The organism is Mesotoga sp. Brook.08.105.5.1 (genome assembly GCF_002752635.1).
Lineage (GTDB): Bacteria > Thermotogota > Thermotogae > Petrotogales > Kosmotogaceae > Mesotoga.
Genome location: NZ_AYTW01000006.1, coordinates 118,021 through 135,219 on the forward strand (window position 1 = coordinate 118,021; position 17,199 = coordinate 135,219).

Annotated in this window: 17 protein-coding genes and 1 tRNA gene; 15 read left to right on the forward strand and 3 right to left on the reverse strand. The window is 44.9% G+C overall.

Annotated features, from left to right (window positions below):
* The first annotated feature begins 36 nt into the window (after positions 1-36).
* The 3 genes from ruvX (at position 37) to V512_RS03735 (ending at position 1,836) form a co-directional block, all read left to right on the forward strand.
* Positions 37-747 carry a Holliday junction resolvase RuvX gene (gene ruvX, locus V512_RS03725; RefSeq protein WP_099829116.1) on the forward strand — a complete coding sequence of 237 codons (711 nt, stop codon included), beginning with the start codon at positions 37-39 and terminating at the stop codon, positions 745-747.
* Positions 726-801: transfer RNA gene (locus tag V512_RS03730), tRNA-Arg, on the forward strand. Before ruvX ends, V512_RS03730 begins: the two co-directional genes overlap by 22 nt.
* Positions 802-825: 24 nt before the next feature.
* Entirely contained in the window at positions 826-1,836 is a 1,011-nt protein-coding gene (locus V512_RS03735) for a rod shape-determining protein (RefSeq protein WP_099829117.1), read from the forward strand.
* Here the strand turns inward: V512_RS03735 and V512_RS03740 are convergent, their stop codons facing one another.
* Positions 1,837-2,655, reverse strand: coding sequence for a DUF368 domain-containing protein (locus tag V512_RS03740; protein ID WP_099829118.1), 819 nt, complete (start codon positions 2,653-2,655; stop codon positions 1,837-1,839).
* A gap of 143 nt (positions 2,656-2,798) precedes the next feature.
* Here V512_RS03740 and sufC point away from each other — a divergent pair, with 143 nt between their 5' ends.
* The 5 genes from sufC to sufU are packed head-to-tail and all read left to right on the forward strand — an operon-like array spanning position 2,799 to position 7,793.
* Positions 2,799-3,551 (forward strand): Fe-S cluster assembly ATPase SufC, encoded by a 753-nt coding sequence (gene sufC / locus V512_RS03745; protein WP_099829119.1) that lies wholly within the window; start codon positions 2,799-2,801, stop codon positions 3,549-3,551.
* Positions 3,552-3,553: 2 nt separating this feature from the next.
* Positions 3,554-4,948, forward strand: a complete 1,395-nt coding sequence (gene sufB / locus V512_RS03750) for a Fe-S cluster assembly protein SufB (RefSeq protein WP_099829120.1) — start codon at positions 3,554-3,556, stop codon at positions 4,946-4,948.
* Between the two features lie 10 nt (positions 4,949-4,958).
* A complete protein-coding gene (locus V512_RS03755) occupies positions 4,959-6,155 on the forward strand; it encodes a SufD family Fe-S cluster assembly protein (protein ID WP_099829121.1) in 1,197 nt (398 codons plus the stop codon).
* The gene (locus V512_RS03760; RefSeq protein ID WP_099829122.1) at positions 6,133-7,356 is read left to right on the forward strand and encodes an aminotransferase class V-fold PLP-dependent enzyme; all 1,224 of its coding nucleotides are present in this window, start codon (positions 6,133-6,135) and stop codon (positions 7,354-7,356) included. Before V512_RS03755 ends, V512_RS03760 begins: the two co-directional genes overlap by 23 nt.
* Positions 7,353-7,793 (forward strand): Fe-S cluster assembly sulfur transfer protein SufU, encoded by a 441-nt coding sequence (sufU, locus tag V512_RS03765; RefSeq protein ID WP_099829123.1) that lies wholly within the window; start codon positions 7,353-7,355, stop codon positions 7,791-7,793. The genes V512_RS03760 and sufU overlap by 4 nt, the downstream gene beginning before the upstream one ends.
* 48 nt (positions 7,794-7,841) lie before the next feature.
* Here sufU and V512_RS03770 read toward each other — a convergent pair whose 3' ends face one another.
* A complete protein-coding gene (locus V512_RS03770; protein WP_099829124.1) occupies positions 7,842-8,114 on the reverse strand; it encodes a chromosome segregation protein SMC in 273 nt (90 codons plus the stop codon).
* Positions 8,114-9,814, reverse strand: coding sequence for a tetratricopeptide repeat protein (locus tag V512_RS03775; RefSeq protein WP_099829125.1), 1,701 nt, complete (start codon positions 9,812-9,814; stop codon positions 8,114-8,116). Before V512_RS03775 ends, V512_RS03770 begins: the two co-directional genes overlap by 1 nt.
* Positions 9,815-9,910: 96 nt before the next feature.
* Here V512_RS03775 and secG point away from each other — a divergent pair, with 96 nt between their 5' ends.
* From secG to V512_RS03815, 7 genes are all read left to right on the forward strand, one after another.
* A complete protein-coding gene (gene secG / locus V512_RS03780) occupies positions 9,911-10,162 on the forward strand; it encodes a preprotein translocase subunit SecG (RefSeq protein WP_099829126.1) in 252 nt (83 codons plus the stop codon).
* Positions 10,163-10,174: 12 nt separating this feature from the next.
* Positions 10,175-11,368, forward strand: coding sequence for a tyrosine--tRNA ligase (tyrS, locus tag V512_RS03785; protein WP_099829127.1), 1,194 nt, complete (start codon positions 10,175-10,177; stop codon positions 11,366-11,368).
* A gap of 89 nt (positions 11,369-11,457) precedes the next feature.
* A complete protein-coding gene (locus tag V512_RS03790; protein WP_099829128.1) occupies positions 11,458-13,146 on the forward strand; it encodes an S-layer homology domain-containing protein in 1,689 nt (562 codons plus the stop codon).
* A gap of 116 nt (positions 13,147-13,262) precedes the next feature.
* Complete coding sequence (locus tag V512_RS03795) at positions 13,263-14,522, forward strand: hypothetical protein (RefSeq protein ID WP_099829129.1); 1,260 nt, start codon at positions 13,263-13,265, stop codon at positions 14,520-14,522.
* A 55-nt stretch (positions 14,523-14,577) separates the two neighbouring features.
* Entirely contained in the window at positions 14,578-15,006 is a 429-nt protein-coding gene (locus tag V512_RS03800) for a hypothetical protein (protein WP_099829130.1), read from the forward strand.
* A gap of 90 nt (positions 15,007-15,096) precedes the next feature.
* Complete coding sequence (locus V512_RS03805) at positions 15,097-15,318, forward strand: hypothetical protein (protein WP_099829131.1); 222 nt, start codon at positions 15,097-15,099, stop codon at positions 15,316-15,318.
* A gap of 672 nt (positions 15,319-15,990) precedes the next feature.
* Positions 15,991-17,199: IS5 family transposase (locus V512_RS03815; RefSeq protein WP_099829133.1), on the forward strand; the 1,209-nt coding region annotated here is incomplete at its 3' end.

Below are 17,199 nucleotides of genomic sequence, written 5' to 3' on the forward strand. Positions count from 1 at the left end.
CTAACCATTGTGACGAAAACCCGGTAAGGTCCTTCTATGGTAAAACTTGGCATTGACTTTGGCACATCAAGAATCGGCCTTGCTTTACAGATAGAGGATGTAGAAATCCCTCTAAGAACCATTGATCACTCAGGTTATCGCAAAACACTCTCAAGAATACTAGAGGAGAAGAAAGTCGAGATAGTTGTTATTGGATTACCAATCTCAATGTCTGGCAGATTCAGCGAATCTACTATGAGAGCAGTCTCATTTGCTGAAAAGGTGAAGAACATCTATTCTGGCCCAGTCTTTCTGGTGGATGAATCTCTAACTACAAAGACGGCGATGAGAATGTCTCAAGAAGTTGGACAGGATTTCTCGAAAGTAAAGGATGTTTTCAGTGCAATGCAGATTCTTAGAAATGAGTCTTCTATTACGGCCAGAAGGTGGGAGGTACGTGAGAGAAGAGTCGTCTGCCGTGATCTTCGTGAAATCCCTTCAAATAGCAGGGTATTGCTGTACAAACCAGAATCTGCTCGAATAGAAGGTATTGACTCTCTGGAGACAGACCCAGGAGTTTTTGTCGAAGATCCTCAGATCTTTCTGGCATTCAAGAGAAAAGGAATGAACCCGGTAAACCTCATTGATGACATAGACTTTTCAACTTACGATATAATAGTAATCGCTTGTGGAGAAGAGCTTGATGGGAAGTTAGATCTGAACTCAGAAGGTCCGCAGGTTATTGAGTGCTCGTGGCTCAACGGATAGAGCGCTGGACTCCGGATCCAGAGACTGTGGGTTCAAATCCCACCGAGCACACCATGTTTGCAACGCGGGAGGTTTTGTATGAAAAAGGGTGATCTTGGCATCGATTTGGGAACCGCTTCTCTCTTGGTCTTTCAGAAGGGCAAGGATATAGTGATTGATGAGCCTTCGGTCATCGCTGTTGAAACGAAGACGGGAAAGATAATCTCAATTGGTTCTGAAGCTAAGGAAATGATCGGTAAGACACCAAAGGACATAAAGGCTGTAAGGCCAATTCGAGATGGGGTTATTGCAGACTATCAGATTTTAGAACAGGCTCTCAAGGAACTTGTGAAGCGAACTCGCACGAAATTCTCCCTTTCCAGACCGGCGGTTGTTGTCGGTGTTCCGGCCAAGGTTACAAGTGTTGAGAGAAGAGCAGTTATCGAAGCCACAACGGCTGCAGGAGCAAGCAGAGTTTACCTGGTTCTTGAACCTGTGGTCGCTGCAATCGGAGCAGGCCTTCACATATTTGATTCAGTGGGTAATATGGTTGTGGATATTGGAGGAGGGACTTCCGACATTGCCGTAATCAGCCTTGGCGGGATAGTAGTCTCGCGCTCTCTGAGAACTGCCGGAGATGCAATGGACGACGCGATAATCAAGTTTGTCAAGCGCAAGTACAAGTTTCTTATTGGCAGTTCGACTGCAGAGGACGTCAAAATTAAGATCGGGAAGGCCTTTCCCACTCTGGAAAGCTACGAGCTTGAGGTAAGAGGAAGAGATGCTCTGAACGGTCTTCCGGGTAATATTAGGATCACTTCTGACGATATTCATGAGGCGATATCTCAGATCTTGCAGGATATTGTTCTTAATCTTAGACAGATTCTGGAAGAGACACCTCCGGAAATCGCTGCCGACATAATGGATACAGGCGTTGTGCTCACAGGAGGTGGTTCTTTGATCCGAGGATTACCGGATTTGATAATTCAGGAGACCGGTATCAAAACCATAGTCTCCGAGGACCCAAGAACTTGCGTTGTCAAGGGAATAGGAGAGCTCCTTGAAAGCGATAAGCATCTTCAGAGAGTAGCGATAAATCACAACAAATAGCTAGGTTCTTACTCTATTTCTCTTTTCGAGTATTACTATAAGGTATGAGAATGCTAGTCCCGAGAGAATTCCCACCGCTATTTGTATCAGATTGAAGTTGATCCCCGGTCTGGAGAGTAGATCGGGTATTGAGCCTAGCATAAGGCCAAGAAGGAAGGAGAAAGTCGCACAGCGGTATCTCTTCATCAAGAACTTCAGAAGTCTGCTTACGAAGACCACGCCAAGAATAACACCGACTCCGATGAAGGCAATGATTACTAAGTCTAGGTTCTTGAGAGCAGATATTGCCCTAGTGTATTCACCGAGCAGTAGAAGTATGAAGGCACCGCTAAGTCCGGGAAGGACCATAGCCGCCGCTCCAAAAAAACCTGCTACCACATCAAAAACGAGATTAAGAGCACCGCGATCAGAAACACTACCTTCTACCGACCTTGAACCAAGCAGAGATATTATGACAACGAGTACTACCCCGGCTGCGAAAGAGATAATCGAAGTCGCGCCGATTTTTTCAATGCGCCTGAATACAACTGGAATTCCTCCAGCAACGAGTCCGGAGAACATCCCATACATTAGCGAAGGGACGACTGAAAGAGAGAGATCTATTAGAGCTGCGAAAGCGAAGATCCCTATCCCTATGCCCGCGATAAGCTGAATCAGGAATACGAACTCCTTCTTCTTGATCCTCAAAGCTGTCAGCGATGAGACTGAATCCACAAATCGCTCATATATGCCTCCTAGAAGAGCGATTGTACCACCACTTACACCTGGAATGAGATTGGCTAGACCCATTAGTACACCTACAAAGATCACATAGAGCATTAGACACCCCCAGATCGCGATATCTCTAATTATATATCCTGTGACTTGTTTTCCTCACTTTGTGTACTCTTCTTTAATCTCGTCTATAATAGTCGGTATATGTTATAATTCAGATAATAAATAACGGATTTGGAGGGATTGACTTGACTCTTCTGGAAGTGAGGAATCTTCACGCTGTTCTTGCTGAGAATAATGAAGAGATATTGAAGGGAGTGAACCTAACCGTTAGGAGCGGAGAGATTCATGCCATTATGGGGCCTAACGGAAGCGGGAAATCCACCTTTGCAAATGTGCTGATGGGCAACCCAAAATACACAGTGACCGAAGGCACCATGAGGTTCATGAACAAGAACATATCAAGATTGTCTGTTGACGAGAGGGCTAGGCTAGGCATCTTTCTCTCTTTCCAACAGCCGCAGGAAATATCCGGAGTCAAGCTCAGAAGTTTTCTCATGGCTGCCTCTCAGAGCTTTGGGAACAAAACGCCTTTGCTTAAAATGAGTCAGGAAGTTGACAGATTGGCTTATAATATAGGTTTGGAGATGGAACTCATAGATAGGTATCTTAACGTAGGTTTCTCTGGTGGAGAGAAGAAAAAGGCCGAAATAGTTCAAATGTGTTTTTTGAAGCCTAAGTTGGCTATCCTTGACGAAATCGATTCCGGGTTGGATATAGATGCACTCAAGAGCATCGCTCGATCCATCAATGAATTCAGATACTCGGAGAACGCGATTATTCTGATCACACATTACAAAAGGTTGCTTGAACATGTGGAGCCGGATTATGTGCATATCTATGTAAATGGAACGATGGCAATAACTGGAGGTAAGGAGCTTTCAGTAGAAGTTGAAGAGAATGGCTACGAGGGGATCTTTGGGTCAGCAAAGGGGGCCTGAGGATGCGAAAAGAAGGATTAATCGACAGTACAAGGTTCGATTTTAGTTCAGATTCCAGGTACAGGTTTGTTAGCGAAAGAGGATTCAGGGAAGACCTAATAATCGATGTCTCGAAAAGGAAAAGCGAGCCTGAGTGGATGCTTCATAAACGCCTTGAATCTCTGAGAATCTTCAACTCTTCGAGAGATCCTGAGTTTGGAGTTGATACAGAAAGTCTAGACCTAAGCAGGATAATCTCTTATCTAAGTCCCGATGCAGACAAGAAGAGATCATGGGATGATGTGCCTGAGGAGATCAGAGAGACATTCGACAGATTAGGTATTCCAGAGGCAGAGCGGGAATCGTTTGCAGGGGTAGGAGCTCAATATGATTCTGAGATAGTGTATCAGAATATCAGAAGAGAGCTTGAGGGTCTCGGCATTGTCTTTTTGGATATGGAGACGGCTGTTAAAGAGCATTCGGAATTGGTCAGGAGATATTTTATGAAGGCGGTTCCACCTGGCGATCACAAATACGCTGCGCTCCACGGGGCCGTCTGGAGTGGAGGTTCTTTCGTATATGTTCCCAAAGGGGTGAAGGTACCGCTCCCGCTTCAGGCATACTTCAGAATGAATGTGGGGGGCAGCGGACAGTTTGAACACACGCTTATCATTGCTGATGAGGGATCTGATCTTCAGTTCATTGAGGGCTGTTCTGCACCGAGATTCAACGATCTGAACCTCCATGTAGGAATGGTAGAGATATTCGTTCTGAACAAAGCCAGGGTCAAGTACTCGACTATTCAGAACTGGTCGAAGAACACATTCAACCTCAACACCAAGAGAGCGATCGTTGAGGAAGATGGAACAATCGAATGGATATCGGGCTCTCTTGGAAGTCTGAAAACAATGTTGTATCCTACATCCGTTTTGAAGGGAAGAGGTGCAAGAGCCGAGCATCTTGGGATAACTTACGCCGGTCCCGGTCAGCATATGGACATTGGATCCAAAGTGATCCATCTTGCTCCTGAAACCAGTTCACTTGTAGATGCTAGAAGCATAAGTGCGGGTGGAGGCTGGGCCTTCTATAGAGGTCTACTAGAAATATCTTCAAGAGCGAAAAACAGCAGGTCTTCAGTTCGATGTACGGCGCTGATGATAGACAACGATTCGAGATCCGACACAGTTCCGATCATTGAGGTAATGAATGACTCAGCAGAAATCGGCCACGAGGCGAGAATAGGAAGATTAGGGGAGGATGAAATATATTATCTCATGAGCCGTGGTCTGAGCGAATCGGAGGCTAAGGCAATGATTGTTAGGGGATTTATGGAACCCGTATCGCGCCAGTTCCCTGTGGAGTATGCGGTGGAACTCAATAGATTGATAGATATGGAGATTGAAAGCAGTATTGGTTGAGGTGACTACGATGGAAGTAACAACTGATTTCGTTCACAATAATTACAAAATGGTTAGACCACCCAGAAGAGAAGAGGTTTCAGTTGGGGATTTTGCCGATAGAGACTTGCTTCTCACCGCAGATTTGGCTTCGCCTGCGATGTCTGCTTTCATTAGCAACAGGTATTCCGAATACAAGAAACTGTCATTTCCTTTATGGAAGCGGTTTAAGTTAACTGGAATGACCTTGCCTGACATCTCTGTCAGGCATCGCACGAAGTATACAGATCCAAATGCAAAACCCATGATCTCTCTTAGCAGCGACGAAGTAGAACTTCTTGACAGGCTGGATTTTGAAGGTTCTGACAGAAAACTTCTCTTGCTTGGAGACATTTGCTTCTCTGAAGGTACAATGATCTCCGTCCCGCCTCGAAAGAGAGTAAGCAAACCATATGTGATTCCGTTTAGTAGGGACTCAAGAATTATGAACAACCTATTTGTTTCTGGGAAGGGCTCGTCCATAAAGTTAGTCATAGATAGCACGTCTTCAGGTAACTGGCTTCTCCAGAACAACAGGTTTCTTATCAAGGAGGATTCCACTGTGGAGGTCCTTTACATAAATAGAATGACTGAAAGAGGTTATGGGTTTTCGAACAACCTGTACTTTCTGGAGAAGAACGCTAAGCTAAGAGTAGTTGAGGCGAGTACGGGAAATGCCTCAATGGCGGTTTTCCATATGGTTCTCCTCGAAGGTGAAGGTGCGCAAGCATCTGTAGAACCTCTATTCGTTGCTCGCGGAGATACTGTTCTCGATATGCATTATGTGGTGAAAGCAATTTCGCGTAACTCGGAAGGCATGATTTCCGGATCAGGTGTTCTCCTTGACAACGGGAGAAGCGTCTTCAGAGGAACATTGGACATGAGGAAAGGCGCAAAGGGATCAAAAGCAAGTGAACACAGCAGCGTCTTGATGCTCTCTCAAAAAGCTAGAGCAGATACGATACCATCGCTGCTTGTAGGAGAAAGTGAAGTAGAAGCTTCTCATGCAGCGACCGTAGGATCTGTAGATGAACAAAGAGTCTTCTATCTAATGTCAAGAGGGTTTTCCAGAGAACGGGCGATCCGATTCATTGTTCAGGGAACTTTTGAGCCCGTACTCAAAGAGATCGACAAGATCTTTCCTACCTTCACGGGGGTGGTAAGAAATGAATTCGCAAAAGAAGTCTGAACCCATGGTGAAAGACCTTAGAAGAGATTTTCCGATTTTCCGTAATCATCCGTCTCTAGTGTATCTGGACAATGCAGCCACAACCCATAAACCCTCGTCCATAATAGATCTTGTAAAAAGTTTCTACGAAGCCGAGAACGCTAACGTTCACAGGGCGGTATATCCTCTTGCGGAAAGGGCTACCAGTCTTTATGAGTACAGCAGACAAGAAATAGCACATTTTGTCGGGGCTGACCAAGATGAAGTAGTCTTCACAAAAGGTGCCACCGAGAGCCTCAGTCTTCTGGCTGCTTCGCTTGCCTCCTCAGGTGAGTACGGGACCTTCGTAGTTCCAATAATCGAACATCACAGCAATTTCCTCCCATGGCAGTATTACGCCCGGAGAAACGGGTTAGACTTTGTGGCTCTGCCCGCCGTTGGCGCAGAGTTATCGGTTGAAGATTTACATAGGTCGCTTCGGGATATCGAAGGACCTTTCGTTTTTTCCATCGGTGGCTTGATGAATTCTACAGGTTACAGGACTCCCTTTGAGGAGATTACGGAGATTGTCCATTCTCTCGGTGGGATTATTGTCATCGACGGAGCTCAACTAATTCCTCACGAGAGTTTCGATTTCAGAGAATCGAAAACGGACTTTCTTGTCTTTTCCGGACACAAGATGCTTGCCGAAACCGGTATCGGTTGCCTTGTTGGTCGATCGAGCCTAATAGAGGAGCTTTCGCCTTTAGTTCTTGGAGGAGGAATGGTCAACCGTGTTGATGTTGAAGATTCCTCTTTCTCGGAGGGGGTCTCTAAACTCGAAGGGGGGACTCAGAACATAGCGGGCGCGGTCTCCCTTGCCGGAGCAACAAAGTATCTCAAAGGGATTGGCATGAAGTGGATAAATGATCACGTCTCCTATCTTACGAATATCGCAAGAGAGAGATTGGCGGAAATACCTGACTTAACTATTCATAGCCCATCATCGAGCCATGCCATACTGCTGTTTTCTCACAGGAGAATACACTCTCATGATCTCGCCGAGTTCCTTGGTAGAACCCAGAACGTTGCCGTAAGAAGCGGCCATCACTGTGCACAGTTGCAGATGGGTGCTCTTGGAGTATCTTCGGCATGCAGGGCGTCTCTATATCTGTATAATACCCTTGAAGATATCGAAAGGCTTTTTGAGGGAATAACTAAAGCGGAGAGGTGGTTCTCGTGAACTTCGAGCAGCTTTATGCCGACTTCGTAATGCATCACTATAAGAACAGCATGTACAGAGGAGTTCTGCCGGACTCTACATGCAGTGTAGAAGGATCGAATACGTCTTGCGGTGACTCGATCATCATTCATCTCGAAGAAGGCGAATCCACGATTCAGGCAGTGAGATTTGAGGGCGAGGGCTGTGCGATCAGCCAGGCATCGGCTTCAGTCATGGCTGAGATTCTCGAAGGCAAGACTTATGACGAGGCCCGGGAGATAGTTGAGAGTTTTGAAAAGATGTTGCGAGGGGAGAGCTTTAACGAATCGCTGATTGGTGATGCGTTATTCTTTCAGGGACTGAAGGATCACCCGATGAGAGTCAAATGTGTGAATCTGCCCTGGAAGACGGTAGCCAAAGCTCTGGCTTTGATCGAGCAAAAAAAGACCGGTGCATAACACCGGCTATACTCTGCGCTGAAGTAACCCTACAGTTTGATTATACACTTATTGGTCTGTAGAATCAACTTTTTTGTCTCTCTCCGCCAGATACTTGTCCAGTTTCTCTTGCTCGTTGCTGAAAAAGTAATTCTTCGGGTTTTCTGCCATTTTCGTAACTTCGCCAAAGAGAGAATCTAATACGCCCATAAGCATCTCTCGCTCATTTTCACTGAATTCAGTCTTCAGCGCTTGCTTAACTTTTTCTTCATCTGTTCTATCACTGGTGTCGCTTTCAAGTGCTTCAAAAAGCCTCTCTAATAACTCGTCAATATTATTCACTATTCTCCTCCTGATCGAGAAAGCCTCATTATGTACTTACCTAGCGAATCATTGTTAGTCTTAATCTCACTGACCGTGCCTTTCTCTAACGCACAGAGAATTGCCAGGGTTACTTCTTCGGGGTTCTCGTTCGCTTCTTCTTCAAGTGTATCAACGTCGGTTCCGCCATACTCAGAAAGCTTCGCGATCCTAAGCGCAAAATCGAAACTCAAATCCTTTAGCTCTTCAAGGTACTCATCTATAAAGGAGTCGGTTCTGAAGGGCAAGCCCGAGAGTACCCATCTCTGAACGTACAATAACGTCCTGAATATCCCGGTAGTCTTGCCACTTCCAGATATAAGGAAGGCCATAAGGTATGAAAGATATTCTTGCTGAGAAGGATAAGCTTCCAGTAGAGAGATAAGTTCTGTGAAGAAACCCATTTCAGCCAAAGTAATCTCCCTGATTTCCTTTGGGATAGTTCCTTCAGAGAACGCAGAGATCCTTTTGGTTACTTCGGCATTGTCAAGTTCAGAGAGCAACCCAGTAAGAGATTCAACGTTAATCTTTCCCGATTCGATCAAGTTACAAGTCGAAAAGTCTTTGCTGAGAAACCGTCCTCTCAAGTACCTGTAATAAGACTCATTCAGTGTGTTTTCGAAGACAAGCTCTCTCTCAATAACTCCCTCTGACAAATACTTATGAAGCAGCAGAAGCGTCTTGAGCTCGAGGTAAGTATCATCGAGCAACTCGAGTGCAACGTCGTACTCGCCCATCATGTCAAGCACACGTGATTCAAACATCAGAGCTTTTTGATCGGCGGTGTTGTTATAGTAACTTCGGCAATGCGAAAGAGAGTCCTCGAGCATTCCCATATTTTTCTCATTGATCGCGAGTTCGTATAGGACATCAGGGTTCCCGCTTATGGCATAGGCTGTCTTTAGGTCTTCGTAGGCTTCATATAGCTTGCCCTGTCTAGCCTTCGAAAAGGAGCGATTGTAGAAGCTCCTCCAGTCTTCATTACTACCGATGCTTTCAGTGAACGTCTCTTCTGCCAAGGCAAACTTTTGAACTTCGTTTAGGATAACACCCTTTCTCAGCAGGATATCCGAATAAAGGGGGAATCCCTTTCCTATCTTTCCGGCTATCTCCAACGCCTCATTGTACTCTCCCTTAGAGATGAAGCAATCAATTACTGCGACAAAAGGAAGGGCAAACTGCCCTCCAGACACTTCTATTGATTTCAAGTAGGAGGCAATTGCATCATCAAATTCCTCTTGAGACTGGAGCAGCCTTCCGAGTTCAAAGTAACCGATGTAGAATTCATCGTTCATCTCAATAGACCTTCTCAGTTCGATTTCGGCAAGTTCTGTTCTTGCCTCTTCCCTAAACATCAATCCTCGATAGAAGTGATATCTGTAATCCTTCTTTATCTTGCCTGCCTTATCTAAATACTCCTTTGATTCCCCGATAGCCCCAGAGTTCAAAGCTCTTTTGAAGGCCTCGAAGTAGTAGTAGAGCAGATAGGATTCGTAGTAGTCATCTCGTTCGATCTTACATTGGGCTTCAAGTCCCCTGATTATTATGTCTAGTTCTATCCTGTCCCTGTCTGCGATTTTCTCCAGATCTTCTGCAAGGACGGGAAGCTTCACCGGAAGATTGTTCGCCTTTGCCATTTCTGGCTTTATTGGAAGATAGATTAAGACAGTTTTGTCCTTCAAAAAAAATCACCAACCGCTTTCTGCTCTCATTTGCTACAAACTCGCACATATTGTATAATACCAGAAGAGCGATAGAAGATACAGGAGGTTTTCTTGATGGTTGTTCTTGCTTATGCACTTATTTCCCTGCACATTGCAATAAGTGTAGGACTTGGAATTGCTGTGATGCTGCAGATGTCTAAGTCTGCAGAGCTCGGTGGAGCTTTCGGAGGTGGTGCTTCCCACACTATGTTTGGAAGAAAGAAAGGTCTGGATACCATGGGAAAGATAACACTTGGTCTTGCCATAGGATTTATGGCAAACAGTATTTTGATTGCATTTGTAGTTTCCAGAGCATTTGGCGCTTAGGTGGTAGAGTTGTTGAACCCTGAAGAACAGTTTAAGGAGCTTTCGAAGAATCATGTTTCACTAATTTCTGAAGAAGAGCTTCTTGGAAAACTTAAGAATAAGCGGTCGTTGAGGGTTAAACTGGGAGTTGATCCATCTAGACCGGACTTACATCTTGGTCATGCGGTGGTCCTGAGGAAGCTTCGTCTCTTTCAGGATTTCGGGCATCAAGTGGTGTTGATCATCGGAGACTTCACTGCGAGGATCGGCGATCCTTCGGGTAGATCAAAGACCAGACCTATGCTTTCAAGAGAAGAAGCGAAATTGAACGCTGAATCCTACAGCAAACAGGCGTTCAGGATTTTGGACAGAGATCGCACCGAGATTAGGTTCAACTCTGAATGGCTTGACCCAATGAGTTTTGAGGATGTGATTCGTCTTTCTGCAAAGTATACTGTGGCCAGAATGATGGAAAGGCATGATTTCGCCAGGAGATACGCTGATAACGAACCAATTGGTGTCTCGGAATTTCTCTATCCTCTTGCGCAAGCTTACGATTCTGTCGTTGTTAAAGCCGATGTAGAGATCGGCGGTGATGATCAATTTTTCAACCTTGTTGTTGGCAGAAAGATACAGGAAGAGTACGGACTTGAGGCTCAGGCAATTCTCACCGTTCCTTTGATCGAAGGGACAGATGGAAAGCTGAAGATGTCGAAAAGCTACGACAATTACATAGCTTTTGATGATTCTCCGAGGGACATGTTTGGCAAGGTTATGTCAATTCCAGACTCGCTGATGTCAAAGTATTTCAGACTGTTAACCGATAAAAGCGATCGGGAGCTTGAGGAGATAGATAAGAAACTCCAAGATAAAACAGTGAATCCAAGAGATCTGAAACTAGAATTGGCTGTGGAGATCACTTCTCAGTTCTTTGATAGAGAGATTGCCGAAAGCTCAAAAGAGGAGTTTATAAACATTTTCCGAAATAAGGAGCTTCCTGAGGAGATGCCGGAAATAAAACTTTTGGAAGACAGTATTTCAATTGTCGATCTTCTCGTTTCTCGTGCTAAGATTCAATCAAGAAGCGAAGCAAGAAGATTGATAGATCAGGGTGGAGTGAGAATAAATGATCAAGTACTAGACGATATCCATTCAGTTCTTGAGATTTCCGATGGTGATGTTCTTAGAATCGGAAAGAAGCGTTTCTATCGCCTTGTTAAGTGCTGAATACTCTTGAATATAGACGCATTTTTACTGTATAATTAATACGTAGTTTGCTGTAGAAAATGACAACATTTTGAAAGGGGGTAGGATCCATGAAGAAGCTTTCTATACTGGCACTTGTCGTTGTTGCTTTTGCAGCCCTAACTCTGGGTGTAGAGTACAGCGATTTGTCAGAGAATCACTGGGCCTACGATAGCGTTATTAAGACGACATCCGGTGGATTGTTCATTGGTTTCCCTGATGGCACATTCAGAGGTACTGAATTTGCTACGCGTTACCAGCTTGCCATGACTCTTGCCAGGTTCATGGATTATTCTGATGCCGGGGATGCTAAACTTCAGGAAGTGGTATTTTCCCTCACTAAGAAAGTTGCGGGACTCTCCCTGGAGATCTCTGACAACAAGAAGAATTTGGTTGACTTAACGGCGGAACTGAGGGCTCTTGAAGCAACTGTCGCATCTCTGAAGCAGAGTACAGTAACAGGGGATTTCGTGTCGCTAAAGACTTTTGACGACACAGTTGCATTTCTTTATGATGAGATCGACAGACTCTCTGAGGAAGCAGTAGGCGCAAATGAGGGTATTGAACTCATTAATGAGAATCTGAAAGCGTTGACAGGCGTTCCCTCGGACATTGAGGCTCTAAAGAATAGGGCCACCGACCTTGAAGTAACGGTTAAGCTCCTCGGACAGGCGATTGCCAACATGAAGAAGAATGAAACTGCTCAAGAAGCAGATTTCGCTGCGCTTGCCTCAAGGGTCGATGTTTCCGAAAATGTTATCAATAGCTTGACTTCTGACCTATTTGCACTAAGGAGAGGGATGGCTACGAAGGCTGACCTTGCCGATTTGGAAGCGAGACTGACGGGCGAAATGCCTGATCTTGAGCCTTTCGTGACCAATGAGGAGTTAAATGACAAGCTTTCGGTAATGTACACGCGGATCCTCATGATTCAGGACAGCATTGCCAAGATGCCCGAAGTCAAGTACTACGACTCAGAGATAGTTAAACTGGAGTCGGCTATCTTTGATGCGGAAGAAATGCTAGAAGTTGCTTTCGATCAGGTTGACTTGAACATTGCAAGACTTGACGACTTGGACGGAAAGCTTGCTGAAATTAAAGCAGATCTCTCAACGAAAGCAATGGCGAGCGATGTCGATCCGATTAAGGCAAGAGTAACGGATCTCGAAGTAACAGCTAAGATGCTTAGCAATGCTGTGATGGCTGCGAATAAGCGGATTGCAGAGTTGAACTATGTGACTCCTGATCAGCTGACAGCAAAAATGAATTTCCTTTACAAGAAACTTGGACTCACAGAAGAGAGACTGAAGGCAGAGATCGGAATTCTCGGTAATGAGCTATCCACGCTGAGAAGGGACGTTTCCGACAACTACGAGATGTTAGAAGTCGCCTTCGATCAGATTGATGCCAACATCGCAGTTCTTGACGAACACGCCGATATGATCGCTTCTATCGAAGGTATAACAACTTCTCTTGAGGGAAAAGTTGGAGTACTCGAGGAAGAAGTCGACAGTCTGAAGAGCATTACCAACACAATGGCCATTCAAATGTTCAAGCTCGACAGGAACAAGGCAGACAAGACTGCTCTTGCGGCTGCAGAAACGAGGATTTCTGCTCTCGAAGAGAACGACGTGGCCTTGGAAAGCAAGATATCGGCTCTGGAAGAGATACAGAAGCAGAATGTGATCAATACAAATGCAGCTATTATTCTTTCTTTTGTGGCACTTGCATTTGGAGCGGTAGGGTTAATCCTGAAATGATCTCTCTGTGCAACTTAGCAACACGTGTGTTTGCTTTTGTTACATGAAATATGGTATATTTACGTTATGCGCATCACCAAAAACCAAAAACACTCTTATAAAGGGGGTAAGTGTGCATGAAGAAGCTTGTTGGAATCTTAGTGGTACTTCTGGCCATCTCGGTTGCTTTCTCTGCTACCATAACTTTGAGCCCTAAACTGACAGGGACACTGATGGGTCATGTTAAACTTGATAAGGACGGACTTGATACCGACCTTTCTGTTGGCAAATTGTCAGTTACTTTCGGTGCGGCTCTGACCGGGCTTCCCGCGGAGCTCACAGTTAATTTCTCTTTCGAAATGGCTAGCGGGACAAATGGTACTGCAAGTCTGAATTACTTCACTGTCGAGAATGACAAAGCAGCGGCAAGTTGGTATAAGGCTAAGTCGCTTGCTACCGGCGATAACAGGTTGAACTGGTTCGCGTGGTACGACAATGACGCAGCAGATAAGACTTTCGTCCTTGCACTTAAGGAACTCGGTCTTAGCTTCGCAACTCAGGAAGGCGCCACTGACAAGATAGCAGTTAGGGGTTCATGGGATATATTCTCTTTTGCCGCGCAGACTGGTCTTACGGCTCTTAAGTGGAGCGAAGATGTAATTGCCGAAGCAAAGGTAACTCCATTGGCAGGTCTGGTGATATCAGGTGGCGTGAAGGCGACGGATCTTCTAGGTGCAGCTACATTTAATTATGTAGTAGATGCAAGTTATGAGTTCAGCATTGGTCTGCTTTCACTCAATCCTTACGCAAGATATTCAGACGCAAAGGGTCAGTATGTTGGTCTTGGCATTGGATACGGGATTGGCATATTGGAAATTACTGCCGATGTTAATTATGACATTGCTGCAAACTCTATCGCAACTTGGATACAGCCGGTTATTTCCAAGTCTGGAATCGGTTGGGCAGGCGTGAAGTTTGGTTACGATTATGATGTCGGAGCCGCAACTCAAGCCATGACTCTTGGTTTCTTGGTCAAGTCTCTCGACTGGGCGGTTGACCCTGTGACACTTGATGTGTACGTAGGTTCAGGAAAGTTCACTACGAAGAATGATGGTAATAAGACTGGTTTCGGTTACAAGATCGTTGGAGATGTCCTGGCCGACATGAAAGATATATCTGTTTTGGTCGAGGCCGGACTTGATCTGGTTATGGGTGGGTTCAAGCCAAGTCTATCCGTTATCGGTGGATACTACTTCCTGGATGAGACAAAGAAGCTTGCTCTTGACCTTGCATTCCCGTTGTTCGAGCTTCCTGGACTAGTGTTCAATGCTGGTGTCGATGTCTTTGATGCAGCAGACAGCTGGTTTGCAGGAATCTTCTACAGCTATAAGTTCTGATCGTTGTTAAATAGAGGCCGGCCCAACATGGGCCGGTTTTTTTTGAGGTGATCGTATGCGGGGCATTTACATCTTTCAGGGAAACCTTTTGATGATAGTTGCGGTAGTCATTGCACTCTTATTTGGAGGTGGGCAGGTTGTCAATTCTTTGCTGGAGGGAAAGAGCATTGATATAGACATTATGGACTTTCTCTTTCCATTTGCTCTGTTTATTACCGGTTTCTTCCTTCAGTATTGTTCTCTTGCTAAGAGAATTGCTCTGCCGATCTTTGAAGAGCTGCTGCTTGCCGCCACTCTGTTTCTATATATCAGAGAGAGCCTTGCAGGAGGCTTCACCTGGTGGCTGACTCCTCTGAGAGACTACATCCCCTCTTCTCTTGCCTTTACGATTATTGGCTACCTGTTGCCGGGAGTAATCGTCTTTGTCATGGCGGCGCTAATAGTACTTATGATAATAGTCTCTGGAGAAAAGGAGGAGGAGTAGAGAGGCTAACTTTCAAGAAGAGTATCGCTTTGGCCTGTGAACTGGTGGAAAACAGGAAATAATCAGACTTGACTTGTTCGAGGAGTGATTGTGAGAAACATCTATCACTCAATGATCGACTTCATCTGGAAGTCTGAGAAGTCGAAAGTTGATGCTCAATCGATTTTGAACGCTTACTTGTTAGGGCTTGTAGAATTAGCAACTTTCAATAATGTGATTACAACTATTGTCAGACTATGTTGGTGTTTTACTTCCGATAAGACTCCCCCGGCTGCTATGATCTCACTTAATATTGAAAAAAGGTCGAAGTAACATTTCAACTAGCTTCAATACTTCTTAGAAGACCGATAGAGTTTTCAGAAAAAGTACTTTCTGAACCAGTATAGGTTTGTGGATAAGGATCAGCCCTTTCTGTCTGTTGAAAGAGAGGTGATTATCTTCATCATTAGGCAGATCAATAAGATGACTGAGATCGTTTATGTATATGAAGCCAAATCTTATTGGGACAATTATAAGAAACAGCCAAGGAATTAGCAGGTGTTGTTGGAAAGATAGCCCCCAAACAGGTGAATTCATTCCCCCTAAATTGGATCCCAGGCAAGCAGCTGTGAGAGATCCGAGCTTGACTGCAGGATACTCGGTCGCTCACTTATACTGGACAGTATAAGTGATGATGCTCACTTTATCAAGATTCTTAGCAGCAAGCTATCGACTGGACTGGACTGCAATATGCTTTCTGGATAAAGGTAATCTCTCCGATTATGTCAGGGATTCCCGAAAGAAAGCAGAAAAATTCTTCACGGATGATGGCCTAATCTCTGTCTTAAGACTACCTCTTTTTCATTCAGAATCTGCATAACTAGGGTTTCCTGAAAAAGCACACAACGCGCATGAATAGTGAAGTACAGGCGAATAGTGTGGTATAATGGTGCAAGGGAAAACAAGGTATAGACTCAAAAAGCTTGCACCGAGGTGATGACGAAGATGTTTCTGAGGAGACATAAAGAGAACCAGATGGAAATGGTTGGATTCGGAGGATCACTGACAAGAGTACTGTCAAAAGAGAATCAATGGGTTCGACTGAGTGAGATCATACCGTGGAAAGAGATTGAAGACAGATATGCTAAATTGTTTGCAGACTCTGGAATGGGAGCACCTGCAAAGAGTGCAAGGATCGCATTTGGTGCACTGGTAATACAGGCGATGAAGAACTACACCGATGAAGAGACAGCAGCACAGGTTGCGGAGAACCCGTATTTGCAGTATTTTCTGGGAATGAAAGAATACCAGGTGGTTCCATTGTTTGACGCATCCATGATGGTGCATTTCAGAAGGCGCTTTGGCTTTGAGAATGCAAAAGACATCAACGACATGATCATACAATACATCCAAAGAGCTGAAAGACCAACAAAAGAAGAACCGCCTTCATCCAGAGATAACGATGGCGACATTACAAAACAGAACGACCAGGAAAACACGCAGCAACACAACGATGAATCCAGTCCCAACAAAGGGACGTTGTTACTGGATGCTACCTGTGCTCCCAGTGACATACAATATCCCACCGATCTGAGGCTGTTGAATGAGGGGAGAGAAAAACTTGAAAGAATCATCGACACCCTCTACAAGGCAGATCAACGAGAAGACAAGCCAAAGAAGCCACGAACATACAGAAACAAAGCCCGCATGCAATACCTGGTTGTGGCGAAAAAGCCGAAGTTACGAGCTTTACAGATGCGAAAAGCCATAGGGAAACAACTGAGATATGTCAAAAGAGACCTGAAAATCATCGAAGAGATTTTGAGACAACAATCACAAGACACATTGAACCAGAAACAACGAAAAGAACTGGAAACGATCCGAACACTTTACAATCAGCAAAGCACGATGTACCAGACAAAGATTCGCAGAATCGATCATCGAATAGTCAGCATCAGTCAACCACATATACGCCCTATCAAGCGAGGGAAGAAGAAAAGCCCCACGGAGTTCGGAGCCAAGATAGCAATCAGTGTAGTCAACGGACTTGCTCAAATTGAAAAGCTGAGCTGGGAGAACTTCAATGAAAGAGCAACCATGAAAGAAAGCGTAGAACGATACCGCCAGACTTATGGTTACTATCCTGAAGTGGTGCTGGTGGAAGAACTGGATCGTAACCATGAGAACATACGTTATTGCCAGGAAAGAGGAACA

Coding starts and splice junctions, on each gene's coding strand:
- V512_RS03795 (WP_099829129.1), top strand. CDS start 13,263: ATGAAGAAGCTTGTTGGAATCTTAGTGGTACTTCTGGCCATCTCGGTT.
- V512_RS03790 (WP_099829128.1), top strand. CDS start 11,458: ATGAAGAAGCTTTCTATACTGGCACTTGTCGTTGTTGCTTTTGCAGCC.
- secG (WP_099829126.1), top strand. CDS start 9,911: ATGGTTGTTCTTGCTTATGCACTTATTTCCCTGCACATTGCAATAAGT.
- ruvX (WP_099829116.1), top strand. CDS start 37: ATGGTAAAACTTGGCATTGACTTTGGCACATCAAGAATCGGCCTTGCT.
- V512_RS03760 (WP_099829122.1), top strand. CDS start 6,133: ATGAATTCGCAAAAGAAGTCTGAACCCATGGTGAAAGACCTTAGAAGA.
- V512_RS03755 (WP_099829121.1), top strand. CDS start 4,959: ATGGAAGTAACAACTGATTTCGTTCACAATAATTACAAAATGGTTAGA.
- V512_RS03740 (WP_099829118.1), bottom strand. CDS start 2,655: ATGCTCTATGTGATCTTTGTAGGTGTACTAATGGGTCTAGCCAATCTC.
- V512_RS03735 (WP_099829117.1), top strand. CDS start 826: ATGAAAAAGGGTGATCTTGGCATCGATTTGGGAACCGCTTCTCTCTTG.
- V512_RS03800 (WP_099829130.1), top strand. CDS start 14,578: ATGCGGGGCATTTACATCTTTCAGGGAAACCTTTTGATGATAGTTGCG.
- sufB (WP_099829120.1), top strand. CDS start 3,554: ATGCGAAAAGAAGGATTAATCGACAGTACAAGGTTCGATTTTAGTTCA.